Origin of the sequence: Saccharophagus sp. K07 (assembly GCF_014336955.1) — a bacterium.
Taxonomy (GTDB): Bacteria; Pseudomonadota; Gammaproteobacteria; order Pseudomonadales; family Cellvibrionaceae; genus UBA5868.
Genome location: NZ_QRAI01000001.1, coordinates 1,133,248 through 1,159,465, shown reverse-complemented (window position 1 = coordinate 1,159,465; position 26,218 = coordinate 1,133,248). Strand labels below are relative to the sequence as shown.

Below are 26,218 nucleotides of genomic sequence, written 5' to 3'. Positions count from 1 at the left end.
GGCGGCTGTTTTATTTCCCTCCCTATCGCTTCATTCTGCGGACCAAACCCACCCTTTCCAGACTGCCTCTGCGATAAACTTTAGGCTTTTCGGCGAGAGCTTCCCCCAACCTGCAAATCCAACACGAGAAGGCGTTATAGGGTTAGGAGCGACTCTCGCTGCAGAGCTTGCATTTACTTGCGACGGGCGGGACAATTTTTGCCCGCTTGCAAGGACCCAAGCTCTTAAATATGTACCGGCTGCTCCTTGGCCAATGGTGATCAGGATCAGCAGGTAGACGCGCCATGAAAGCGCCCGACAGGAATAGCAACAGAATATTAGCTGAGGCGGCCATGGCCGCCTCAAATGAATAACGATTAACACGCAAGAGCGAACGATATGTCTCTTTTTTCCCGTCTTTTCAAAAGCAAGCAGCCCGAAACTTTGGAGCAAAAGCTCGCCGCTTTGGAGCAAGCCAGCCAAGAACAGCTCGCCGACTATGCATTGACCTCATCAACGGAACAAGTCCGTCTCGCTGCCATTAAAAAACTGGCATTTAGTGATGCACTGTTTAACCTTGCGACTCGCGAAGACATTTCCAATACCGTGCAGAGCGCAGCGCGCAAGCGGATTGGCGAGCTGCTGGACTCCGGCGAGCTCACAGTAGAGCAACTCAGCAAATCCACCTTAAACCAGAGCCTGTTATTAGCATTGTGCGGCTATTCGAGCCAGGCGGGAGTTTCCCTGCTCGAGCAAATCAACAATGAGAATTTGTTGCTGGAAATCGCCGTCAACGGCAGCACCACACAACTTCGCCAAGCTGCTGCAGCCAAGATAGAAAACCGTACCAGTCTGGAACAACTCGCCAAACAGGCGAAAAACAAAGACAAATCAGTTTATAAAATCGTTCGCACCAAACTCGACGTTTTCAAAGAAGAAAAAATTAAAGAAGCGCAAATGGCCGCGGAAATTAACGCGATCTGCAGCCAGGCCGAGCAACTGGCCAAGCGCAATGTCGACGACATCTTCGAAACCCGCAAAAAACAAATTGAAGCGGCCTGGAATCAATTTGCCGAACGCGCGTCGGTCGAGGCCCGCCAGCGTTACCAGCAAGCCATCGAAAAATGCCAACAGAAGATCAATGAAGTGATCGAAAAAGAGAAGCTGCTTGCTTCCATTCGTGCGGCAGAACAAGAGGCCAAAAAAGAAGTTCACAAAGCCATAATCACTCTGCAGGAATTTATTGCCAAACTGTACAACCATCCCAATCCGCAAGAACTGGAAAGCGAATTACAAGAGCACACACAGCAATCTCTTCATGCCATCGAAGACGCACAAAATAATGGCCTCAACGTCCAGCACGAAAAACAGCGTCTGCAAGAGCTGCGCACCAGCGCCAGCGAATTGCTGCAAAAGCTACGTCAGTCTGGTTCCTTATCCCAACTGATTGAATCCCTGCAGGCAACGAAAGAAGAACAGGGACAAAAAATTAAAACCGCCATCGATTCCATTGTTTCTTATGCGCGCGCTCTGAAAGAGGTGCCACCACCAGAAATTGTCCAACACGGCAAACAAACCATTAATGAATGGAGCGAGCAGATCAAATCCAAAGCGGAATCTGCCAAACAACATATTCGTGAAAGCGCGGAATTAATCCGCAAAGGTAATTGGGCGGTATCACAAGGCTATGTTGGTCGCGCGCGCGCCATTCTCAAAGAACTCGAAAGTAAAGTTCAGGAGGTGGATCTGCCCTCCCACCTCGGACAAAAATTTGAAGATCTGAAACTTTCCATTCAAAAGCTGGGGGATTGGCACCAATTTGCCGTTACCCCCAAAAAAGAAGAGCTGATCAAACAAATGCGTGCGCTGGAAAATAGCGACCTGCATCCGAAAGATCTGGCCGATAAAATCCACTCGCTGCAAGAAGCTTGGAAAGAACTATGTCGCGGCGGCCAAAACCAGGATGAAGAACTGTGGCAGGAATTCCACGCAGCAGCACAAACAGCTTATGAACCCTGCAAACGCTATTTCGACGAACAAAGCCAAATACGCGAACACAATGCTAGTTTGCGGCGCACTCTGTTGGAGCAACTAACCCAGTATCTGAACGCCTACGACTGGGAAAATGCCAACTGGAAGGAAGTAGAAAAAACCCTGCGCGCCTCGCGCGATGCCTGGGCAACTTATTGGCCAATCCCACGTAAAGACATTAAGGAGCTGCAAAAATCTTTTGATCATTTGATGGATCAGCTGTACGAAAAACTTCATCAGGAGTTCGAACGCAACCGGCAGAAAAAAGCTGATGTAGTTGCACAGGCAAAGGCTCTCATAGAGACTGCGGACACTCACACAGCGATAGAAGGCGCCAAAAAACTGCAGGCCCAATGGCAAACCATCGGCCAATGCAAACGCAAAGACGATCAAGCACTCTGGCAGGAATTCCGCTCCCATTGCGATGCAATTTTCGCCAAACGTCAGCAGGAATCTGAGGCTCTGAAAGAAGAAAGAAACGCTGCCAAACAGCAAGCGGAAGATATTCTCGGTCAACTGGAAGAAATTCTGGCCAAGAGCGGCGAAGAATTTTTTGCGGGAAGAACTCGCGCCGAAGCTTTGCAAAGTGAATTTCAAGCGATCGGAGAGTTGCCTCGCGAAAACGCGCGCGCCATTGCCAGTCGTTTTCACGAGCTTGTAGATGCCCTGCATAAGAAAGCATCCAGCGAACGAAAAGCGACTATAGCCCGCGCCTGGCACAGCGTGTTCACTCTGGCGGACCAAGTTCGCTTATACGAAAACGCCGTTTTGCTGTCACCCGCCAATGCCTCTGCAGAGGAAGTTCAAACGGCAATCGCGCAAGCCAAATTCCAATGGCCACAAAATGCCAAAGATATCCTTGAGCATCGTCTGCAAAATGCAGCCTCATTGACCAAGGACAAACAGCTTGAAGCGGAGCAGCAACTGCGCATTCTCTGCATACGCTCGGAGATTCTCACCGACCGTGTCACTCCAGAGAGTGACAAAGCTCTTCGTTTGCAATACCAGGTCGAAAACCTCAAGCAGAACTTTGGCCAGGGATTGGAGGTAAACGACGCTGCCATGCTCGAGCTTTTCCGTGAGTGGCTCGCCGTCCCGGCAGCCTCCAGCAAAGACTACCCACCTTTGGAAAAGCGTTTTTTGGCTTGCTGGCTGGCCGGTGAGTAAGGCAAAAGCCCCCGCCCTGCCGCCAGTACCGGGCTCCTTCAGTACTGGCGTGCGCCCACAAAATTTTGGCCTTGCATTCCGTATGGTTTCCGGTATGATTTGCGCCTCTTCGCCGCACCCTGGTGCGGCGCATCGTTCGGAGCGTAGCGCAGCCTGGTAGCGCACTACACTGGGGGTGTAGTGGTCGTGGGTTCAAATCCCGCCGCTCCGACCAATTCCTCCCGCTACGCTTCCATTTCATCCGAATACTCCTCCCTTATCTATACGTACCCTAGGCTCACGCTTACTATTCGCAAACGCAACTTCCATTTACTTGCGTATAGAAACGAAAAAGCCCGCTTTCGCGGGCTTTTGTATAACAGGGACTATTAAACTTACAGCGGTTTTGCAGAGGTAAGGTCGTACCCCACGCGCTGCGGGCTCTTGCCTGCGTTTTTCTTGTCATAGTCGTGATAGTTGACCAACAGTTTGGCAAAGCTGAGGCTGATGGTTTCGATGGGATCACCCTCACTGTTGGCGGAAATGGAATAGCTGCTGACCAAGCAGTCTTCCAATTCATAGTCCATAAAGACAGTAACCTTGTCTGCGCCAGTTTGACAAAACTTGACGGAAACTTTTTTACCAGCGGACCCGGTTACGGCTTCTTTGAACAGGGAGGTGGTTGAACTGTCGGCAAGTTTGGTGAAGGTGACTTCGCTCAGGCTTGGGCGAGTAGCTTCACGATTGGCCATGTGGCCGGCTTCCATGGAAATACCGCGGCTGACACCAAAGCTCAAAGACAGGACTTTGATGTGATCGGCGAACCCTTCCGCAGTGACGTTGCCTTTAATTCCTTCATATTCAATATAAATTGCCATATTAATGCTCCTTCGATGTCGATGGCTGTACACTGGGTATCAGTGTTGGCGGACATCTTATGTCAGGGGTTGATTTTGATTCAACCGATTTATTCGATGTTTCGTGTAGGAAATTTGCTACTAAGATCTCAATCCGGCTTCGGGCAATATCCTTTTAGCGATTATTCTTGGCTCTCCTGATGTAATTGGTTCTGCCACAGGACGCTATAAACGCCTTTACGCGCCAATAATTCGATATGCGTACCCTGCTCTACGATTTCACCTTCATGCAATACCAAGATGCGATCGGCGTTCATAACGGTGGAAAGACGATGCGCGATAATCAAAACTGTGTGCTTCACCGCCAGCTCATCCAGCGCCTGCGTAATCACTCTTTCAGTCTCCGTATCCAGCGCCGAAGTCGCCTCATCAAAAATCAGGACCGAGGGATTTTTCAACAGAACTCGGGCGATCGCGATGCGCTGCTTCTCCCCACCGGATACTTTGAGCCCTCGCTCACCCACCTGTGTTTCATAACCCTTGGGCAATCGCTCAATAAATTGTTTCAGGTGAGCGGCTTCCGCCGCACGCAGAACTTCCTCGCGGGAGGCATTGGGATTGCCGTAAGCAATGTTGTAAAAGATCGTGTCGTTAAACAGGACTGTATCTTGCGGCACTACGCCAAACTGGGCGCGTAAGCTGTCCAGAGACAGCTCGCGGATATTATGGCCGCCGAGATAAATTTCACCCTCGTTCGGATCGTAAAAACGGAACAATAATTTCGCGATAGTCGATTTGCCGGCGCCGCTCGGGCCGACAATCGCAATTTTTTGCCCTGGAGCAGCAGTAAAACTGACATTGCGCAAAATCGGTCTGGCCGGATCATAGGCGAATGACACGGAACGAAACTCAACAGAAACCGATCTGCCGTCACTGGTGATAAAGGGCCTGGCCGTAGGCAAATCCCTGATTTTGGGTTCGACTCGAAGCAGTTCGAACATTCGCTCAACGTTGATTAAAGATTGGCGAATTTCACGGTAGACAAATCCGAGGAAGTTGAGTGGGATAAATAATTGGATCATATAGGCATTGATCATCACAAAGTCGCCGAGAGTCATTTCCTCTGCAACTACGCCTTGCGCTGCCATAAACATCATCACGGTGACGGATGCCGCGATAATCAAAGCTTGGCCGGAGTTCAGTGCCGCCAGGGACAAGCGATTTTTTAATCTCGATTGCTCCCACGCTTGCAGGTGCTGGTCGTATTCTCGGGATTCGTATTGTTCATTATTGAAATATTTGACCGTCTCATAATTCAGCAAACTGTCGATTGCGCGGGTATTGGAGCGGTTGTCCTGCTCGTTGGCTTCACGCACAAATTTTGTACGCCACTCGGTAATCACCACGGAAAAAACAATATAAATGGCGATGGAGATTATGACAGCGACGGAAAATGTGAAAGAAAACTGCTTGAACAGAACGAGCGCCACCAGGAGCAGCTCAAAAATAGTGGGAATAATATTGAATAACAGAAAGCGCAATAAAAAATTTATTCCGGAAGTTCCGCGCTCTATATCGCGCGACAGTCCGCCTGTTTTCCGCGACAGATGAAAATCCAAATCCAGCGAATGCAAGTGACTGAAAACCTTCAATCCCACCCGCCGCATTGCACGCTCGGTCACGCGCGCAAAAACAGCATCACGCAACTCGCCGAGAAATACCGAGGCAAAGCGCAAGGCGCCGTAGGCAAGCAGTAAAAACGCGGGAACGACAATAGCCGCCGTACTTGCCAAGTCGAGATCATCGACAATCAATTTAAGAACCCATGGCACCGCGACGCCTGCGACCTTGGCCGCAATCAGTAGGAGCAAAGAAAGCAGGACGCGCCCTTTAAACTCCATTAAATAGGGTGCCAATAACAATATGACCCGCCAGTTGGGTTGAATATCAGAGTCGGATGGAACGTGATGACTTGGACGCACAAGAATCCTTAATGGCTTGATTATTCAATGCGGGTTTTGAGTTCGTGAATCGCATCACGGATGCTGGCTGCTTTTTCAAATTCCAGATTTCTGGCTGCGGCCAACATTTCTTTTTCCAGTGCGGCAATTTGCGCCCACAAATCCTTGCCTGGGTCGACCTTTTGCAGATAATCCGCCGGCTTTTCCGCCACCATGCGTTTGCGCCCGACTTTGGCGCCTGGAATACGCGCCCCTTCCAGAATATCCGTGACATTCTTGCGAATGCCTTGCGGTGTAATGCCGTGCTCTTTGTTGAATTGAATTTGTTTATTGCGGCGGCGCTCAGTTTCATCCAGCGCGCGCTTCATGGAACCGGTAATTGCATCCGCATATAAAATTGCCCGTCCACGCACGTTACGCGCCGCACGCCCTATGGTTTGAATCAACGAGCGATCCGAGCGCAAAAAGCCTTCTTTATCCGCATCCAGGATGGCGACCAAGGCGACTTCCGGCATATCCAGGCCTTCCCGCAAGAGGTTGATCCCCACCAGAACATCAAATTCACCCGCGCGCAAATCCCGAATAATTTCGACGCGTTCGACGGTATCAATATCCGAGTGCAGATAACGGACTTTTACCCCGTGTTCTTGCAAAAATTCCGTCAGGTCTTCTGCCATGCGTTTGGTGAGCACGGTGATCAGAACGCGATCACCCGCTTGCACACAGGCGCGAATTTCCGACAAACAATCATCCACCTGAGTGGTTGCCGGCCGCACTTCCACCACAGGGTCGACCAACCCAGTCGGACGCACCACCTGTTCCACCACCGCACCAGCGTGCTTAGCTTCGTAATCGCCTGGGGTTGCAGAAACAAAGATCATCTGCGGCGCTAAGCGCTCCCATTCGTCAAAACGCAAGGGTCTGTTATCCAGCGCCGATGGCAGGCGAAACCCGTATTCCACCAGGGTTTCTTTACGCGAGCGGTCACCTTTGTACATAGCGCCGATTTGCGGAATCGTTACGTGGGATTCGTCTATCACCAGAAGAGCGTCCCGCGGCAAATAATCGAACAAAGTCGGGGGTGGTTCGCCGGGAGCCCGGCCGGATAAAAACCGCGAATAGTTTTCAATGCCGTTGCAGTAGCCCAGTTCCTGCATCATTTCCAAATCGTATTTAACCCGCTGTTCCAAACGCTGTGCTTCGACCAATTTGCTATTTTTGCGCAACATTTCCAGGCGATCGCGCAATTCTTCTTTGATTTGTTCGATAGCTTCCAACACGCGGCTTCGCGGTGTGACATAGTGGCTTTTTGGATAAATGGTAATACGTGGAACGCGGGCTTGAATTTCTCCCGTAAGCGGATCAAACAGCGATATTTGCTCCACCTGGTCGTCGAACAATTCAACGCGCACCGCCTGCGCTTCGGAATCAGCCGGGAATATATCGATCACATCGCCGCGAACCCGGTAGTTTGCGCGGAAGAAATCCACGTCGTTACGCGTGTATTGCAACTCTGCCAAACGCCGCAAAATACTGCGTTGATCGATCTGATCGCCGCGCACCAGATGCAAAATCATTTTGAGATAAGCGTCCGGATCACCCAAACCGTAGATGGACGAAACCGTGGCAACCACTATGGCGTCGCGCCGCTCCAACAAAGCCTTGGTGGCAGAAAGCCGCATTTGCTCGATATGCTCGTTGATGGACGAATCCTTTTCGATAAAGGTGTCGGACGAAGGAACGTAAGCTTCGGGCTGATAATAGTCGTAATAGGAGACGAAATACTCCACCGCATTGTGCGGAAAAAATTCTTTGAATTCGCCATATAGCTGCGCAGCAAGCGTCTTATTGTGCGCCATGACCATGGTAGGCCGTTGCAGTTGAGCGATTACATTCGCAATCGTGAACGTTTTTCCCGAACCGGTGACCCCGAGCAATGTCTGGTGGGCCAATCCGGCATGAATGCCTTTGACCAATTCCGCAATGGCTTTGGGCTGATCACCTGCAGGAGCGTAAGCGCACTTGACTTTAAATAAATCGCTCATGGCTTTGCCTTCATTTATGTTCAATCAAAAAACAATGATGAATTTTGGGGTTGCGAGAATAATCCACGTCGATGGTCTGAGCCGTTATATTTTGAACATTAAACTCCTCTAATGCTTCGGTATCCAATTTAAATCCGCGCAAATTATTGGAGAAATACAATTTGCCTTTTGGATTGAGCAATTCCATACATCGGCGCACCAAAGCGACGTGGTCGCGCTGCACATCCAGCACGCCTTCCATACGCTTGGAGTTAGAAAAAGTCGGTGGATCCAGCATGATAAGGTCGAACCCCTGACGACATTGATTCAGCCATTTTAGACAATCTGCCTGAACCAATTGATGGCGTTCGCTGACAATGGAATTCAGTGCAAAGTTGCGCCCTGCCCACTCCAAATAGGTTTTCGACATATCAACGCTGACCGTTTGGGCTGCGCCACCGAGAGCAGCATGCACGCTCGCTGTTGCCGTATAACAAAATAGATTGAGAAAACGTTTGCCCAGCGCTTGTTCATAGATCATTTTGCGCAGCGGCCTATGATCCAGAAACAGTCCTGTATCCAGATAATCGCGCAAATTCACCCACAGTTTGGCTTTTCCTTCGGTTACCTGAAAATATTCGCCAGCATCCGCCATTTTTTCATACTGCTGCAATCCTTTATTGCGCTGCCGGGTTTTTAACGCGATCTTTTTTTGCGGCACAGAAAACACATGCGCGACCGCATTCAATAATTCGCGCAGACGTTTTTGCGTTACATCTTCCGGAATGGTTTTAGGTGCTGCATATTCCTGTACGTGCAATTGGCCGTCATAAAAATCGACTGCGGCAGCGTACTCTGGAATATCCGCATCGTAGACCCTATAAGCATTAGTCTGAGCATTTTTGAGCCAAGGCTGCAATTTGCGCAGATTTTTCTTGATTCGATTGGCGACCATCAAAGCGCCTTCACTTAAATCTTCTTCCCTGATCGTTTCGCGATCGCGCCGCAGAGTTGCCTGCTCGCTGGACATAAGATCGTACACATACAATTCACATGGCAGCGGACCGTTGAAAAATTTATTGGTCTTTTTCGGACGCAGGCGCATCTCCCGCGCCAACTCGGGATTTCCGGTAAACACCGCGAGCTGCCAGCCTGGGCATTCGCGCTTGCTCATCTCGGCGATTTTCAAATAAGTGTCTCTTAGCTCTTCGATTTCACCCAAACGTTCGCCGTAGGGCGGATTGCACAGTATTACACCCGTCCCCTGCATATGCTCGGGACGGCGGAATTCGGCTATTTCGGCCTTGCTGAACCCAATAAATTCCGCCATCCCGGCTCTTTCGGCATTGGCTTTAGCCATCTGCAACATCCGTGCACTCTGGTCCGCCCCCCAAAATCGCTCACCTGAGAGCGCAGCCTTACCGGTGGAAGCCCGCTCTTGCGCAGATTGCAGGAGTTCGCCCCAGATCTTGGGCTTATGCCCGAGCCAGTGTTCGAACCCCCACGGATTCACGGAGTTGCGCGTTCTAAGCAATCCCGGGGCTGTATCTGCTGCAATCAATGCCGCTTCAATCAAAAAAGTGCCGGAACCGCACATAGGATCAACCAAATAGGCCCCCTGCTGCGCCAGCTCTGGCCAGCCCAGACGTAATAAGATGCCGGCCGCTAAATTTTCTTTTAAAGGTGCTGCGCCCTGCTCCAGGCGATAGCCCCGCTGATGCAAGCTGCCACCGGACAAATCCAACCCTATTTGCACCCGCCCTTTCGCTAATCGAGCCTGGATACGGATTTGCGGTTGCTGTTTGTTTACGTCGGGCCTGCGACCAATGCGGGCCCGCAGACGGTCCACAATGGCATCTTTGACACGTACAGCGCCGTATTGCGTGTTAGTGATCGCTTTGTTGGTGCCGACAAAATCCACCGCGAAGGTGGTATCGGTAGCCATATGATTTTCCCAGGGAATTTCTGCCACAGCGGAATAAAGTGCCAACTCCGTGGCAATGGGAGGCGAATTCTTTGGATCGTTTAATTGAAGAAAAACTCTGTTTGCAACGCGCGACCACAAACAAAGGGAATAAGCGACATCGATTGTTGCATCAAAGTACACAGCGCCAATTGACATATGGACCGCTGCAGGAGTGAACACTTCCAGCTCACGCGCAAGTAAATCTTCAAGTCCTTTGGGGCATGTGGCGAAAAAAGAGAGATTTTCTGTAGTCATATCACTTATCGTAAGAAATTCTGGTAATAACGGGAGCTGGGCCTAGAAGTATAAATTCGTTCACATCGTCTTATGTCTTTGTTTAACTGAAAGACCTGGCCGCAATCATCGGCAGATGTATTTGCGAGATGATGTCGAGCGTAACAAGAATCAATAGCGTAGCAAGAATAGAGGTGGCCCTGATTTTCATATGGGATAAATAGTACTTACCGCCTCATCAGCCCATTGTTCGATGTACTTAAATGTTGTTGTACTTAAATAAAGTCATCGCAATGGAAATTAAGTAGAAATTATTCCACATCCTCCCGAGCAATAACCAAGTCACATTTGACGACCTTGCGCACTTTCCGGTGCGGATCGTCTCGGAACGACTGCGGAATTGCCCGGTCAAAACCGACACCATCAGTTTCGGAGGTAAATGGCCGAAAAATAGTTTTTGCACATATTCTCCGGACATTCATTCTTGGGAATAGCAAATCCTTACGGACGTTTATCGACCACTCCACCCACCATAGAGAGGTGTATACGCAATGAGAAGCCAGAAACGTAGCCCGATTGAACGAGCCTTTGCCAAAGGGTACCAAGCCGCCATGTCGGGTAGATCCTGGGCAACCTGCCCATTCGAGTCCGGTAAAGCGCGCGTAGTATGGATGAACGGATGGCGTGAAGGAAGGGAAGATCAGTGGAGCGGATTCGACACCAGGGCCCAGGTGCAGAAATTACACAGTTTTTGACTTCGCCAATGTGCTGCAGGTGCAGCATTCTCATCAACTTATAATCTCCCCCAGGATCGCTGACGCGATACAAGGCCCGTTCTAGCGGGCCTAATTTTTTTATTTTCAATCCGTTCACGACGCTCAAAACCCCTCCCCGTAAGAGAGCTTCCCCATCGCGCCAGCTTTTTTCTTCGAAGGCAATACTGGATATGGATACTCCAACGCGTTATTGACCAGCCGGCCATGGGCCAGATCAAAAATGGGAGACATCTGCTGCAAAAAGCCCTTGTTGGCGAAATAAGCCCGCATTACAGAATAGGCATTGTCCACGATGCGATTACGTTCATGAGCGTGATTGAGATAAAACTCAACCTTTTCCGCCAGATCAGAGAGATCCCAAGACAGTGAGACGTAAGTCTCATCCTTGACAAAAATTTCTGGATCGGTGCGGACGTGACTCATGTCAGGCTTTAGCAAAAGCGCGCCGTATAACGCAGCCTCATAATCGCGCCAACACACTTCGCCATAGCCAAATGGACTAAAACAAATTTTCGATTTTGCAAGCTCAGATAAATATTGGCGACGCGACACCCCTCCGCCGCACACCACCGCAAAAGAGGACAATTTAGGTCCGATCGTCAATTTCTGACATGCCAAATAGGCGTCCGTCCTCATCGCCGAATACCACGGCGTGCCCGATTTGGCAAAGCGCGCATGCAGATCAATGTTTTTCGGCTCAGACAAATCCTTTCCAGAAGCAAATTTATTGAGCAAATGAGGCCCGGTTAATAGTCCGGGGCCTAAAATGATTTTCGAAAAGAAATCATTGGGCACGGGGAAATAACGCACATTGTCCTTTATCTTAAAGGCGCGGCTGTAATAATCAGTCAAATTGGTATCACCCAATGTCGGCCGATCATAAGCTTTCAGATCACGAAATACTTGGCGTTTTACATATAAGTCGATATGAGGATTGAGTATCTCTGCCAAACGCAAGTCGAGCGGCGCAAACCAGTCAAAATAAGCAAATCGAGCATTCGGATTATGTTTTTTCAGATCGGTAAAAAGCGCATCGACTTGATAATCTTCAATGAAGAATTCTGTTTGCACACAAATTAGGTCAGCTTCACGCACCAAGTCGGAGTAGCAACGGTCGAGCGGCAGCGCACGAATGGATATGTCATATCGAGCTTCAATATCAGACTCATAAAAAAAGAAAGGGTAAATTTGACTAAACGCAACCGGATTGCTCGGGCAATATAGCATCAAAATTTTTCGGCCTGATTTACCAAATGGACGGCCAAAATACGCATTTTCAAAAATGCGATTTATAGGAGATTTCGCTCCCCACGATTCGTAGATCTTAGCCAACAGATCTCTCATAGCATTGTTCTCGCTTCTCTCTCATTGCTCGCGCCGCCAATCCAATGTATCCCATCCCACATTGAAAATTCACCTTGGATGTGACCGAACAGAACGTAATTAAAAGACTAAGGTTCATCAGGTAACGAAATGACGTAGCGAGCTTCTCAAGATCCGTGCCAGCGAAAGAGATTCCCAACTAAATTGAATGTTTACAGACAACCCAAAGGAGTATGGCAGATCGAGGTAGAGCATAAATTTTACGGAATGCCAAGCAGAGCGTGTAAAAATTGCAAGCTTAAGACATTCCGTAATTATGCTATTAATCGAGAGGGGTATGATCGACTATCACTAAATCGTCCAAGTTAAATCCCTGTGCCTGTGCTGTTTTCTTAAAATCTTCCAGCACTTCTTCACTTACGGAAGGCGTGCGCGATAGCAACCATAGGTAATCCCGGTCATTCCCGGTAACATAAGCGTAGCGGTAGTTAGGATCCAATTTAAATACTATATAAGAGCTATAAAACGGCCATTGGAAACTGACTTTAAGATGCGCCTTATTTTCCCCATTCACAAAATCAGCTTTACCTATCGCCTCTTTCCACTTTCCTGATTCAGGCGAAAAGCCCACATTCTTGACATGAACTGTGCCGTCGGGGAGCAACGAGTAATCAGCCGTTACACGAGTAAGACCTGCTTCAAATGAATTTTCCAGGCGGGCTATTTCATACCATGCCCCCAAATAGCGCTGTATATCAAACGGACTTATAGGCTGTATGCCCTTGGGTACTGAAACACATGCAGGGAGCAAGAACGACACCACTACAATAAAAACACAATGAATTAAACAACGCATAGTTTTATTCCTTTTGATTAATGGAAAATTGGCCAGTCATGACCAACTTGGCTTCGTGCCAGCGATACAAAATCGATACCACGAACAACACAAAAGTTCTTTTTTACATTTTTGGCGAAAAAGATTGGATCTTTTGTAAAAGCGTTTCGATTCAATGCGCCTTGTGAGCATAACAGGCTTCATCTGCAAGGACTTTCTGTTGTGGCACACTAACTGCACTGCCAACAGCGACAGCTCTATTGATCCTTGGCTCGTCATATATAAACAGCGAAATCCTTGGAGGATATAAATATGTTTAGTTGGGCACTTACATTTCTAGTGATCGGCCTTATCGCTGCGGTATTTGGTTTCACCGGCATCGCCGGCACCGCGACAAACATCGCATGGATTCTCTTTGTCGTAGGTATCATTCTGGCGATCGTATTTGCTGTAGCCGGACGTCGGGGTCCCAGGATATAGGGGCTGAATACCTTAAGCTTGCAAGAAAATAAAAGCCGATTTATCGGCTTTTATTTTTACAGAGCATTTGTTTTACGCAGGAGACAACTACCCACACGCCGTTGTTTGTAAAAAATGCAGGAGAAGCGCAACAGATGCCAAACAGAGCGCCACTTTATTCGATAAAAGTGATGACGGTGAATACACACAAAGGCTTTACCAGTTTTAATCGACGTTTCATATTGCCCGAACTGCGCAATGCAGTCCGAGCTCTATCCGCAGATGTGGTTTTTCTCCAGGAAGTACTCGGCGAACATCATGCTTGGTCTCGCCGCCATCGGGAACGCTGGCCCCACAAACCCCAATACGAATTTTTGGCTGATAGCATCTGGCATGCTTACGCCTATGGCAGAAATGCTGTTTATCCCGAAGGACATCACGGCAATGCCCTTTTGAGCAAATATCCCATCAGCCATTGGGAAAATCATGATGTGTCGCTGAATGGGATGGAAAAACGTGGACTTCTGTACAGCTGCTTGAATTTGCCGAACGATATAACGCTGCATACGATCTGCGTTCATTTAAGTCTGAGAGAAAATGATCGGCAGCAACAATTGCGCATGTTGCGAGGCTTGGTCGACAAAATAGACCTTAACGCCCCCTTGATCGTCGCTGGAGATTTTAATGACTGGCGGCTACACGGTGATCGTTATATGCGTGAAGAGCTTGGCCTGTGCGAAGCGTTCGGACACACAGGTGCTAAACCAGCCCGGACATTTCCGGCACATTTTCCGCTACTGCGACTGGACCGGATTTACACCCGGTGCGCCCGGACGGTGATACCTGTTGTATTACCTAATAAACCGTGGTCGCATTTATCCGATCACAAACCGCTGCTGGCGGAGATCATATTTTAAATTGACATTTTGATTTTCAATGAATCATCAGATGTCGAGGGAACTACCATGTTCGAGCTTTATAAAGATCATAAACGCTTTCATAACGGCAACCGAATTCAATTATTGGAAAATGGGGATGAATTTTTTCCACTCCTGATCCGACGTATTCGGCAAGCCCAAAAAGAAATTTTTATCGAAACCTTTATTCTAAATAACGACAGAGTGGGCAAAGCGCTTAAAAGAGCCTTGATTGCCGCAGCAAAACGCGGCGTCTGGATCGGCATCACGGCGGATAGCTACGGTACATTTTTCCTGGACGGGGACTATATAAAGGAGCTGACGGAAGCCGGGGCGATTTTTCAAATTTTCGACCCACAGCCAAAATGGTCTCGTTCACGCCCCAATCTGTTTCGCCGCCTACACCGAAAACTGGTTGTCATCGACGGTCGCTACGCGTTGATTGGAGGGATTAATCTCTGTCACGAACATATGACCGAATTCGAGCCCATCGGCAAACAGGACTATGCCGCTGAAGTGGAAGGTCCGATTGTTCCAGTTATCCGCAATCTATGCAAAGCCTATGTGCAAGACGCCGACGATAGTCATCTTGGGGAAATGATCAAGTATATTCACAATCCTCCAAAGGCTGGGGATTCCAGGATTGCATTCGTCGCGCGCGATAACCGCTATTATCGCAATGATATTGAAAAGGCCTATTTGCTCGGCATACGCAAAGCCAAACATCGAATTTATATTGCCAATGCCTATTTTTTTCCGAGTTTCCGTATGCTGCACGCACTACGCAATGCAGCTAAACGCGGCGTTGAAGTGGTTGTCATCCTACAAGGCGAGCCAGATATTCCTTTAGCTCTACGTGCGGCGCGCTGCCTTTATGATGAGCTGACCGGTAACGGCATTCGTGTTTATGAATACTTAGAGCGCCCTTTACACGCCAAAATTGCTTTGATCGATGATGAATGGTCGACTATAGGCTCGAGTAATCTCGACCCTCTGAGCTTGGCTTTAAATCTTGAAGCGAATGTAGTAGTGCTGGATCGCAATTTTAATTATCAGCTGATGCAGGAGATGCGCAAGCTGCAAAAGGCCAGTCGCTTAATCGAGAGCAAATGGCTAAGCCGCCGCAGTCGTATTCATTTGATCAAGAATTTTTTCTCTTATCACATTATGCGTCACTGGCCCTCTTTGGCTGCCTGGTTCCCTAAACACAATCCGGTCATTCGTGAAATTAGAGCCCGGGCAGATATGGAAGATGAATCCATGCGAGATCGAGTAAACAAACAACATCCCGAAGCGGGCAATATGCGCAAGGTAGTAACGCGCGATTTCAGTCATCTCAGCGAGGTTTGATATGACGGCCGCACAAAACTCCATCAGACAGTATGGACACGGCATGACGCACTGGGCGAAAGCCCATTCCACCGGACTGAAACGGGCGTTAACCCTTGTCTTTTTTATCGCCGTAATCACATTGCTGATTAAAAACGCCGGCGAAATAGAATGGAATAAAGTCTTTAGCACAATGCGCGAAACCAAGCTCACGACACTGATAGTGGGCTTTGGCATAGGTTTTCTCTGCTATTCCGCTTACGCGGCTTATGATCTTATCGGTCGCCATCTTTTGAAACTCAAAACATCTGCTTTTGCCACTTGGCTCGCCGCTTGGATCAGTTATGCCTGCAATCTTAACCTCGGCGCTGTGGTAGGCAGTGTGGCGTTTCGTTATCGTTTGTACTCACGTCTGGGCGTCAGCAGCGGCGATGTCACCAAAATTTTAGGAATTACCGTATTCAGCAATTGGCTTGGCTATTTTTTATTGGCAGGTGGCCTTTTCGCCTCAGGCGCGATTGATCCGCCAGGCAATTGGATTGTTGGAAAAATCGCGTTGCAAGGTATTGGCGCTGTATTGTTACTGATAGTGGCGGTGTATCTGGGCTTCTGCTTTTTTTCAAAAAAGCGGGAATTCCAAATACGAGATCACAATATTACCTTGCCACCTGGAAAAATCGTTGTTCTACAGTTTGCCATTGCATGCATCCACTGGACTTTGATGGCGGCGTCTATCTATCAATTCATGCCGGACGAATTAAGCTTTCCTACCGTTTACGCTGTTTTGCTTGTGAGCTGCGTTGCCGGAGCTCTATCACATGTACCCGGTGGACTAGGTGTACTGGAAGCGGTATTTGTTGCATTACTGGCAGGCGAAGTGCCTAAACATCAATTGATCGCAGGCGTTTTTGCCTATCGTTGCATTTTTTATCTGGTGCCGCTTGCCATCAGCTTGCCGGTTTATATTGGTTATGAGAGCTATTATCGCAAGAGCGGAAATAGTTAAGCTTGGGAAATTCGCTTAGACGAACGCAGCTCTCTCCATGATGTTTGTAAAAGGTCCAACACTTCTTCGTCCGTCGTTTGGGGAAAGTTTTCATACCACAAACTAACGGCGCGAAAATTCGGTGGCGTCAAGGGACATACAATATGCTCGACCACTCCTGAGAGCGAATGTACGACTTGCGCGGGAGCCACCGGAACAGCAATGATCACCTCAGCAGCCATTCGCTGCCTAACAGCCTCAACCGCCACTCTCATAGTGGCGCCGGTTGCTATACCATCGTCCACTATGATCACTTGTCGATTCTGTAATGGTATCGATGTGCGCCCGCTGCGATACAAAATTTCCCGGCGCTCTAATTCCTGCATTTCCCTTTCGATTACCAGATGAATTTCCGAATCCTCGATTTGCAAGGCTTTGGTATATTCTTCGTTTACAAAATGAAAACCGCCGGAAGCTATGGCCCCCATGGCAACCTCCTCTTGGCCCGGCACGCCCAACTTGCGCACTAACAATACATCCAGTGGAGCGTGTAGAGCCTGCGCCAACACATAACCCAAAGGCACACCGCCTCTGGGCAAGGCCAGTATTACTGCTTGAGGATCAGCCATGGGTTTAATCGCGTCAAGTAGCTGATGCCCTGCTTCGATTCGATCAAGATAGCGTATTTTATTTATGGCCATATGCTGCCCTAGTTTCGCCGAATTAAAAAAGCCGACTTGTGTCGGCTTTAAAGGTTCATTCCTTCTTTTTGTTATTAAAAATTAATGCACCAATTTTTGGATGCGATTGAGAACGTCGTGACTGCGGCGCTGCTCCGGTAACAATTCGGCGTTAACGAAACGTTGCACCTCCGGAGATAAACTATCGCTCTTCTCAATATATTCATCCCGTCCGCGATCTTCGCCCTCCTCCAAGGCTGCGATAGCTGAGCGATCACCAAACAATTTGGCACCACCTTCGACCATTTTGGCAAAGCTACCCCACAAGCCAGATGAGTCTTCCGGAGTTCCGCCGAGTTCGCGGATTTTTTCCCGCAACAATTCAGCGCGGCGTTGATGGGAAATTTGCAAATCGCTCAAGCCAGAGGCAATTTGTGAATCATCCAGTTTGCGGATGCATTGATTGTAGGTTTCCACCGCGGAAAGCTCGCTTCTCAAAAAGGAATTGAGATATTTAATATCTTGGCTGCGATCAGAAGTTTGCATATTCATATTCCTCGCTGTGTTTTATTAATACCAGTTAAATTCTGGTTGCTATCTCAATATTCAAATGTCACGCCAATATCCGTCCTTATCCGCTTTTAAACCATACCAAAATGGCCTTGCTATAAACGGATAAAACTAACCCTAGCAGCGCTATAGCCAAACCAACCCACTCCAATACGTTGATTTCTTTACTTTTTAAAAAGAGAACTTGAATAACAATACCAACCATAAGCGCGGCAATATGGGCGTAAATCACCATTGCCGGATAACTGAAATACTGCTCTGCTCTGCCGTAATAGAGTGCAAACCCTGCGGTTGCAATAAAGGTAATAGGAATCGTAAAAAATGCGATTTTGGTCGCATCCATTACCGATACCAAACCATCCTTATGCTGCTCATGGACCCCTAATAAATTAGGTACTTGAACAAAGATGGTCGCCATCAGAAGCCATGCAAAGCAAGCGAGCATTAGCGAAACCTTTCGAGTCAAATGCGTAATTGCCCCTCGGCTGAGTCTGGATGCGTTTCCTGCAACAAAAAAGTTCCAACCAGCATGCGCACACCGGATGCGAATCCACCTTTATAGGTGTCCCAGTAATAACCTTCGTCTGGCACAACTTTAATAACAGAAACACGCGGGTCATCCTTACCACCGTCAAACCAAGCGTTCATGCGCGGCTCCCAAAGTTGCTGGATTCGTGCTTTATCTTGAGAAACAAAGGCTCTGCCTCGCAATTCTAGGAAATCCGCCTGATCTGGGGCCTGAAAGTACAAACTGACATCCGAGTCTTGTTGCACTTCTTGATCTTTATGAGTATCGATTGCACTGATAAACCAAAGACTGCCCTGGTCGTCGACGTCGGCTACCGTCATTGGCCGCGCGCCGCTTGAGTTTTTATCCAGAGCGTGAGTAACAAAAAAACAGACGCGATTTTTCTCAGCAATTTCCCGCACTTTATCTAGGGCATCTTTCCCCTGAAGATCGTCGTGCTGGTTATCCAGATCGCTTCGCTTAAAAGTTGCCATGGCTCTACTCCAACAAATGAAATGTCAGAGTGCGATGCAATTTTTGGGCGAGAATGGACTTTTAAGGAATTAATAAGAGCAGAGGAATTAAGAAGAGCATTGGGCGAGGCTTGGAATTGTCATCCAAGCCTCTTTTCGTATCGATTATTTAATTGACATTTTGATTCAGGATCAAATTCACCAGCTTCCAGGATATCCCTTGACGCTGCAGCACAAAGCGTATTTCTTCGTTGCCTTCGGTAGGAACCCGAATGGAAAAGGAATCAACTGAATCATAGGTAAAGCGTGCGTCCTTGAAGATATTTTCTTTTTCTTCGGCTTCATTTTGTTTTGGGGTAGGATCGTCTGCCGTCAAAGATTTTACCGCATTTCTGCCTTCTACGAGATTCGCCAATCCTTTAGGTGTTATCAGGGATTCCACCATGCTTTCGACCAGTTTGGCCTTTATTCCTGACATAAGAGAGGAAAAAATATTTTTTTCACTTTCCCGATCGGACTCCTCCATTTTGGCGATCAACTGAGCCTTGATGTTTTTGCGCAGCTCAATAAAATCGATATAACGCTCCAGTTTTTCCGGATTGTTTTCCGCAATACCGGATTGGATGGCGGATACTGTGATATAAGGCCCTGCAACAATATAGCCGCCCAGCGACAGCAGTAGCACTACGACCAGAATAAAAAGCTTTTTCATTGGCTAATCCCAAACCACACCAAATTTTACAGAGCGTTTACACACTCTTTGATCAATTCCGGACCGCGATAAATAAATCCGCTATATATCTGAATCAGATTAGCACCCGCTTCGATTTTTGCCTTGGCATCCGCGCCGCTCATAATGCCGCCAACCCCAATAATCGGCATAGTATCACCGAGAAACTCCCTCAATACGCGAATCACATGGGTCGAGGCATCGCGCACAGGTGCGCCACTCAAACCACCGGCTTCATTGGCATGGGGGGATGTTTCGACACCGGCACGGGAAAGTGTGGTATTGGTGGCGATTACCGCATCAATTTGATGACGTTGTAGTGTGGCGGCAACTTCGCGGATTTCATCGTCAGTCATGTCAGGCGCGATTTTTACCGCAATCGGCACATAGCGTCCGTGTTGTTGCGCGAGAATTTTTTGCTCGCTTTTAATTCCGACCACTAATTTTTCGAGCGATTCACCAAACTGCAAACTGCGCAATCCAGGGGTATTTGGCGAAGAGATATTGATTGTCACGTAGTCCGCGTAAGGATATACAGCACGCAAACAAATCAGGTAATCATCCAGTGCCTGCTCATCCGGCGTATTTTTATTTTTGCCGATATTAATACCAAGAATACCTTGGTAAGTGCGCTTTTTCACCCGCTCGACCAAATGGCCAACACCTTTGTTATTGAACCCCATGCGATTGATGATGGCGTTGTGTTCGGTCAGACGAAACAAACGCGGTTGTGGATTGCCGGGCTGAGGTCTGGGAGTCACGGTGCCGATTTCGACAAAACCAAAACCCAGGTCGCCAAGAGCGTTGAGATAGTCGCCATTTTTATCAAGGCCCGCGGCAAGCCCCACCGGATTGGGGAACTTCAGCCCCATCACTTCCACCGGGCGACTTGGCTGCGAATAGAACAACTTAAGCAATCCTGTGCGCTGGGCCGCCCCCAACCAATCGAGCGCCAACTCGTGACTGACTTCCGGGGACATGGCAAACAGGATTTTTTTCGCTAGGCCGTACATAGAATGCTCACTAAGTGGGGGAAAGGCGCGAATTTTAGTGGCTCTGCCGCTTCAGAGCCACCAGGATTTAGCCATTGCTCGGCCCCAGACGTCGGATATCGACCATTTTGCCCGCAGGAGTGAACGCAATCTCAAAAATGCCGTCGACGCCATCGGTGGTGACAAAGCGCTGCAACAGGTTTGCCGGAAACTGCACCACCTTGCCTTGCAGGTCGCGCGCGTAAACATTACGCGCAGCGCCCCGGTAGTAGCGCAGATACTCGTCTGCGGAAAGGCGGACCGCCACTGTGACGGTGCGAATCTCCGGTTCGTTCATGCCTTAGCCTCAACCTGTCCGAGCGCCCCACGGCTGAGATGAGCCAGCTCCATCAACTCGCGGATAGCGACGGAAAACAGCGCGAAGTCTCCTGAGCGGGCATTTTGGATTTCATTCACCATCATCAGCCAGCGCTTCAGCCACGAGGAGTCATCGCTCAACCATCCGTCCAATCCGGCTACCGCTTCAGCGACGGAATAGCGCTGCAGTAGCGCGCTCATAATGACGCGCAGCTGCGATTCCAGATCCTCCAGATAAGCCTCACGTGCAACCGCCTGCCAGTGGGTTTCGATGGTCACATCGGACAAACGCGTCGCCAACAAATCCAGTTTGAGTTTGTCGTGCAGGGCGTAAAAAACTTTTGCCACTTCGGCAACCCGTATTCCCGTCGTACGAGCGACCTCGGTAATGCAAAGGCCGGAAAATAAATTGTCCGGCATAGCTAATTGCAGAATCCACTCGTCCGCAAGGCCAAGCTCCCTATAGCGATCACAGCGCGCCTGCCATGCATCCCGGGTTTCGCCGTTCAACGCCTGTTCGAGCGAACGGCTGACGTCCTCCACGCCGCGACGAAACAATTCCACTTCGCGCTCTGGAGCATAGGCTTCACTTTCCACCCGACCGCGCGCGCGGGCGAGAAACCAGCGCGTACCGCGGCGCACGCGGCGCTCCATATTGATCATCATGGCCGCCTGCTCGTTGGCAGAAACGCGGTTGTCCAACTGCGTGAGATAGGCCTGGAACGCATCCATTTTGAAAACATCTTTGGCGATCACAAACGCCTGGGCGATATTTTTTAGAGGCGCGCCGGTACTGGTTTGCAAGCGATAAGCCGCCGTAATGCCGAGCGTGTTGATCAGATCATTGGCCACCTGCGTCGCGACGATTTCGCGCATCAGGCGATGGCGATAAACCTGCTCGCGATAGAGTTCATTCAACTGCGCCGGGAAAGCTTTTTCGACACTTCTGCGCAAATAAGGATCTGCTGCGAGATTTTCCTCGCCGAAAGCATCTTTCAACATCACTTTGGCGTAGGACAGCAGCACCGCCATTTCCGGGCGTGTCAGCGGTTGAGATTTATTGATACGCTCAGCCAGTTCTTCATCACTCGGCAAAAATTCCAGTTTGCGATTCAGCAAACCCAAATTCTGCAAATAATGGATAAATTGGCCGTATTCACGCATACGTCCCAACGACTGCTGCTGGGCGATGGTAAGTGCAAATGTCTGGCGATAGTTATCCAGCAGCACTAGATCCGCTACCGCATCGGTCATATCGCTGAGCAACTGGTTGCGCTGTTTGACGGTGAGATCGCCGGCGGCAATCATATCGTCCAGCAAAATTTTGATATTGACTTCGTGGTCGGAACAATCGACGCCAGCTGAATTATCAATAAAGTCCGTATTACAGGCACCGCCGTTAAGCGCATATTCGACACGTCCCAACTGCGTCATACCGAGATTGCCGCCCTCGCCTATCACTTTGCAGCGCAATTCCGCGCCGTTGACTCGCACCGCGTCATTATTTTTATCGCCGACATCTGCGTGACTTTCACGCGTCGCTTTCACATAGGTGCCAATACCGCCGTTCCATAACAAGTCCACGGGCGCGCGCAAAATGGCACTGATCAATTCCGTCGGCGCCAGTCGTTTTTCTTCAATACCCAGCACATTTTGCATTTCCTCCGTAATCACAATGAATTTTTGTGTACGGGAAAACACACCGCCACCGCGAGAAATCAAGGACGCATCATAATCTGCCCAGGTACTGCGCGGTAATTTAAACAGTCGCAACCGCTCCTCGTAGGACTTTTCTGGATCGGGATTGGGGTCGACGAATATATGTTGGTGGTTGAATGCGGCAACCAATTTAATGCAGCGCGATTGCAACATGCCGTTGCCGAATACATCGCCGGACATATCCCCTATGCCGACGCAGGTAAAAGGCTCCTTCTGCACATCAATGCCGCGCTCGCGGAAATGCCGTTGCACGGAAATCCAGGCGCCGCGCGCGGTAATCGCCATTTTTTTGTGGTCGTATCCCTGACTGCCGCCGGAGGCAAAAGCATCGCCCAACCAATGGCCGTATTCCAAGGAAATCGCATTGGCAATATCGGAAAATGATGCGGTGCCTTTGTCCGCCGCTACCACCAGATAGGGATCTGGCTCATCGCGACACAAAACACTCTGCGGCCGCACCAATTCACCATTGCGGAAATTGTCGGTCAAATCCAGCAAGCCACGGATAAAGATTTTGTAGCACTCGACACCTTCGGCCTGAACTTCATCGCGCGAATTGCATAAATACAGTTTTTTCGCGACAAATCCGCCTTTTGCGCCATTGGGAACAATCACCGAGTTTTTAACTTGCTGCGCTTTCACCAAGCCCAAAATTTCCGTGCGATAGTCCTGCAAACGATCGGACCAGCGCAAACCGCCGCGCGCCACTTTGGACACGCGCAGATGAACGCCTTCGACGCGCGGTGAATACACATAAATTTCGTACAGCGGACGCGGCTCCGGAATATCGCTGATCTCTCGCGGACTAAATTTGAATGAGATGTAATCCTTATCTTCGCCAGACTCGGTTTTCTGATAAAAGTTGGTGCGCAGAGTCGCATTGATAAACTCAAAATAACGGCGCAGGATTTTGTCTTCGTTGAGGTTTTGAATTCCATCGAGTGCCTGCAGAATTTTTTCTTTCAGGCGTTCCACACGAGCTTCGGATTTATTTTGATCCGCGTTGATGCGCGGATCAAAATAGGCTTTGAACAGAGCCACCAGATTGCGCGTGATGTCCGACTGATTGACCAGTGTTTCGGCAATGTAATCCTGACTGAAGGTAAATGTAGTCTGCTTCATATAACCGGCGTAAGCGCGCAACATGGCGACTTCGCGCCAGCTCAAACGCGCGCCTAGCACTAGGCGATTGAATGCGTCGTCTTCCGCCTGTTGATGCCACACTGCAGCGAATGCCTGTTCGAATAGACGGCTGGCAGCGTGCACGTCCAAATTAACGGAAAGATTCAGCGTCAAGCGGAAATCGTGCATCCAAATAACAACACCGTCGCTGCGGGAAATTTTGTAGGAATGTTCGCCCAATACGCGCAGGCCGAGGTGCTCCAGCACCGGAATCACTTCCGACAAAATCAGTGGCTGGTGCAACTGCATCACCTTGAAGCCCATCTGATCTTCCGCCGTTCCCACACGGTGATAGAACAGCATGGCGATATCGCGCTCGGTTTTGAGCGTGTCGATCATTTGAATATCTTTCACCGCAGCGCGCGCATCGTAATTTTCCTGGTAACCCATACCGAACGCGCCGCTGTATTGACGGCGGTATTGCAAACCCTTGGCCTCTCCAAAAGCTTCGATCAATGCCGCCTCAAATCGGTCGTCCCAACCGCGGCAAATTTCAACAACTGCTGTTTCCAAAAATTTCGGATCGTATTCGGGGGTTACACCGTCGCGCAGACGGAAAACCATATAGGCGCGCGCCAAAATCGATTCGGAAAAATGTGTGGTGGAATCCCACTGCTCCGATTGAATCGCCTGACTAATGAGATTTTCAATTTTCAGACGCACACGCGTGTTGTAAATATCGCGCGGCACATAAACCACGCAATAAACAAATTTGCCGAACGGATCGTTGCGCATAAAGAGTCGCACCACGCGCCGCTCATTAATGCGAGTCACCCCCATAATGGTTTGAAACAGGGTTTCCAGGTCGGACTGAAAAAGCTCGTCCCGCGGAAAACTTTCGATGACACGTACCAGATTTTTACCGTCGTGACTGACCGGCGCCAAGCCTGAACGTTTGAGAATCTGCTCAACCTTTTGCCGCAACAGCGGAATCAGGCGCGGGCTCAAGCTGTACACGGCATAAGTAAATAAACCGAGCAAACGCGTCTCGCCAATCACCTCGCCATTTTCGGCAAAACGTTTGACGACTATATAGTCCGGATAAACTCTTCGATGTATGGATGAGCGCGTGGAAGCTTTGCTGAACGAAATTAAATCCGTGCTGTGATAAAAATCTTCTTCACCTTGCTGAGAAATATCGTCAGAGCGGCGACGGAAAATGCCCAGGCGTTGAGATTCAACTTCGCGCAGCTGCAGATTATCCGCAGGAGATTGCAAATGAAAAACGCGCGAACCCAAAAACGTGAAATGAGAGTCTGCCAACCAGTCGAGAAATGCGCGGCATTCTTCCGCTTGAGCTTTGTCCGGCGCGTAGCACAAATTCTCCTTGAGCGACTGCACCTGCTCCAGCATGGCTTGATAATCAGTCACCGCGGTGGCGACTTCTGCCAACACATCTTTTATAGCGCTCTGAACTTCAAGTCGTTCGTCTTCCGAAGGAATGGCACCAACTTCGAGAAAAATCACCGCCTCCTGCTGCCAAGTGTGTCCGGTATTCGGTGGTGGTTGCTGCAGAATCGGTTGTAAATCGAGCACCTCACCATCCGGCGAACGGGCGACATTGATCAAGGTGCTTTTGATCAAATGAATCGGCAAGGCGCGGCGGTTGAGTTCCAAGCGCAAAGAATCCACCAAAAACGGCATATCCAATTGGCGCACAACAACCACCGAACCGTTGCACAGCCAGCCATCTTCTTCGAGACTCGGATTGAAAAGTTTTACGTAGACGGCCTGACTGGTATTGCGCAGAGCCAACCAAAGGGAATAACAGCAGCCAGCAATATCCGAGACCTCGCGGGACTGCCAGTCTTCAATATTCAATTGATTCCAAAAGATGCGGACAAATTGACGGAACAGTTGAGCGTCCTGTTGATTGCTCCGACTGTCGATAAAGGTGAGAACCTGCTCAAGCAACCCCAAACGTGCAGTTTCCGCGGCGTCTGGTGTGGTTATAGGTAAATTGATTGTCATGAGAACCCTCTCCCCAAAAATTTATTGGACATCGCGCGACAAAAACCTTTTCTCTCATTGCGGTTTCTGCCTCTATTGAAGTCTTTTAATATTGCCCTTACATAGCATAGCCAATTTGCCCGCCGCTCCCCGGCGAGGCCTGGCTCGGAACTCAACAACAAGACCGCAGTCTACGGCGGTCTTGTTGTTTCTAAGGTTCGTTACTTAAGGTTCC

Annotated in this window: 20 protein-coding genes and 1 tRNA gene; 7 read left to right on the top strand and 14 right to left on the bottom strand. The window is 49.2% G+C overall.

What is annotated here, in order from left to right:
- Positions 1–378 precede the first annotated feature (378 nt).
- Positions 379–3,177: a DUF349 domain-containing protein gene (locus DWB84_RS04965; RefSeq protein WP_187408611.1), complete on the top strand. Its 2,799-nt coding sequence runs from the start codon at positions 379–381 to the stop codon at positions 3,175–3,177.
- A 137-nt stretch (positions 3,178–3,314) separates the two neighbouring features.
- Positions 3,315–3,391 (top strand) — tRNA-Pro (locus DWB84_RS04960).
- 160 nt (positions 3,392–3,551) lie between these two features.
- Here the strand turns inward: DWB84_RS04960 and DWB84_RS04955 are convergent.
- The 4 genes from DWB84_RS04955 to rlmKL all read right to left on the bottom strand — a co-directional run bounded on the left by DWB84_RS04955 (position 3,552) and on the right by rlmKL (position 10,219).
- A complete protein-coding gene (locus DWB84_RS04955) occupies positions 3,552–4,034 on the bottom strand; it encodes a type VI secretion system tube protein Hcp (RefSeq protein WP_187408610.1) in 483 nt (160 codons plus the stop codon).
- Positions 4,035–4,195: 161 nt separating this feature from the next.
- Entirely contained in the window at positions 4,196–5,995 is a 1,800-nt protein-coding gene (locus DWB84_RS04950) for an ABC transporter ATP-binding protein/permease (protein ID WP_370589670.1), read from the bottom strand.
- A gap of 20 nt (positions 5,996–6,015) precedes the next feature.
- Positions 6,016–8,019 (bottom strand): excinuclease ABC subunit UvrB, encoded by a 2,004-nt coding sequence (gene uvrB, locus DWB84_RS04945; RefSeq protein WP_187408609.1) that lies wholly within the window; start codon positions 8,017–8,019, stop codon positions 6,016–6,018.
- 10 nt (positions 8,020–8,029) lie between these two features.
- Positions 8,030–10,219 (bottom strand): bifunctional 23S rRNA (guanine(2069)-N(7))-methyltransferase RlmK/23S rRNA (guanine(2445)-N(2))-methyltransferase RlmL, encoded by a 2,190-nt coding sequence (rlmKL, locus tag DWB84_RS04940; protein WP_187408608.1) that lies wholly within the window; start codon positions 10,217–10,219, stop codon positions 8,030–8,032.
- A 530-nt stretch (positions 10,220–10,749) separates the two neighbouring features.
- Here rlmKL and rmf point away from each other — a divergent pair.
- Positions 10,750–10,953: a ribosome modulation factor gene (rmf, locus tag DWB84_RS04935; RefSeq protein WP_187408607.1), complete on the top strand. Its 204-nt coding sequence runs from the start codon at positions 10,750–10,752 to the stop codon at positions 10,951–10,953.
- Between the two features lie 123 nt (positions 10,954–11,076).
- Here rmf and DWB84_RS04930 read toward each other — a convergent pair whose 3' ends face one another.
- A complete protein-coding gene (locus DWB84_RS04930) occupies positions 11,077–12,306 on the bottom strand; it encodes a glycosyltransferase (RefSeq protein ID WP_187408606.1) in 1,230 nt (409 codons plus the stop codon).
- Between the two features lie 313 nt (positions 12,307–12,619).
- Positions 12,620–13,153: a lipocalin family protein gene (locus DWB84_RS04925; protein WP_222868004.1), complete on the bottom strand. Its 534-nt coding sequence runs from the start codon at positions 13,151–13,153 to the stop codon at positions 12,620–12,622.
- Between the two features lie 291 nt (positions 13,154–13,444).
- Here DWB84_RS04925 and DWB84_RS04920 point away from each other — a divergent pair, with 291 nt between their 5' ends.
- From DWB84_RS04920 to DWB84_RS04905, 4 genes are all read left to right on the top strand, one after another.
- A complete protein-coding gene (locus tag DWB84_RS04920) occupies positions 13,445–13,612 on the top strand; it encodes a DUF1328 domain-containing protein (protein WP_187408605.1) in 168 nt (55 codons plus the stop codon).
- Between the two features lie 134 nt (positions 13,613–13,746).
- Complete coding sequence (locus DWB84_RS04915) at positions 13,747–14,508, top strand: endonuclease/exonuclease/phosphatase family protein (protein ID WP_187408604.1); 762 nt, start codon at positions 13,747–13,749, stop codon at positions 14,506–14,508.
- 48 nt (positions 14,509–14,556) lie between these two features.
- Positions 14,557–15,858, top strand: coding sequence for a cardiolipin synthase ClsB (gene clsB, locus DWB84_RS04910; RefSeq protein ID WP_187408603.1), 1,302 nt, complete (start codon positions 14,557–14,559; stop codon positions 15,856–15,858).
- A gap of 1 nt (position 15,859) precedes the next feature.
- Positions 15,860–16,843, top strand: a complete 984-nt coding sequence (locus DWB84_RS04905; RefSeq protein ID WP_370589669.1) for a lysylphosphatidylglycerol synthase domain-containing protein — start codon at positions 15,860–15,862, stop codon at positions 16,841–16,843.
- Here DWB84_RS04905 and DWB84_RS04900 read toward each other — a convergent pair.
- The 8 genes from DWB84_RS04900 to DWB84_RS04865 all read right to left on the bottom strand — a co-directional run bounded on the left by DWB84_RS04900 (position 16,840) and on the right by DWB84_RS04865 (position 26,004).
- Positions 16,840–17,523 carry a phosphoribosyltransferase gene (locus tag DWB84_RS04900; protein ID WP_187408602.1) on the bottom strand — a complete coding sequence of 228 codons (684 nt, stop codon included), beginning with the start codon at positions 17,521–17,523 and terminating at the stop codon, positions 16,840–16,842. The genes DWB84_RS04905 and DWB84_RS04900 overlap by 4 nt on opposite strands.
- An 81-nt stretch (positions 17,524–17,604) precedes the next feature.
- Positions 17,605–18,048 (bottom strand): DUF2383 domain-containing protein, encoded by a 444-nt coding sequence (locus DWB84_RS04895; RefSeq protein WP_187408601.1) that lies wholly within the window; start codon positions 18,046–18,048, stop codon positions 17,605–17,607.
- Positions 18,049–18,133: 85 nt separating this feature from the next.
- Complete coding sequence (locus DWB84_RS04890; RefSeq protein ID WP_187408600.1) at positions 18,134–18,517, bottom strand: hypothetical protein; 384 nt, start codon at positions 18,515–18,517, stop codon at positions 18,134–18,136.
- A 17-nt stretch (positions 18,518–18,534) separates the two neighbouring features.
- Positions 18,535–19,074, bottom strand: a complete 540-nt coding sequence (locus DWB84_RS04885; protein WP_187408599.1) for a pyridoxamine 5'-phosphate oxidase family protein — start codon at positions 19,072–19,074, stop codon at positions 18,535–18,537.
- Between the two features lie 148 nt (positions 19,075–19,222).
- The gene (locus tag DWB84_RS04880; protein WP_187408598.1) at positions 19,223–19,765 is read right to left on the bottom strand and encodes a DUF2939 domain-containing protein; all 543 of its coding nucleotides are present in this window, start codon (positions 19,763–19,765) and stop codon (positions 19,223–19,225) included.
- Between the two features lie 26 nt (positions 19,766–19,791).
- A complete protein-coding gene (locus tag DWB84_RS04875) occupies positions 19,792–20,796 on the bottom strand; it encodes a quinone-dependent dihydroorotate dehydrogenase (protein ID WP_187408597.1) in 1,005 nt (334 codons plus the stop codon).
- A gap of 67 nt (positions 20,797–20,863) precedes the next feature.
- A complete protein-coding gene (locus tag DWB84_RS04870) occupies positions 20,864–21,112 on the bottom strand; it encodes a DUF2835 family protein (protein WP_187408596.1) in 249 nt (82 codons plus the stop codon).
- A complete protein-coding gene (locus tag DWB84_RS04865) occupies positions 21,109–26,004 on the bottom strand; it encodes an NAD-glutamate dehydrogenase (protein ID WP_187408595.1) in 4,896 nt (1,631 codons plus the stop codon). The genes DWB84_RS04870 and DWB84_RS04865 overlap by 4 nt, the downstream gene beginning before the upstream one ends.
- Positions 26,005–26,218 lie beyond the last annotated feature (214 nt).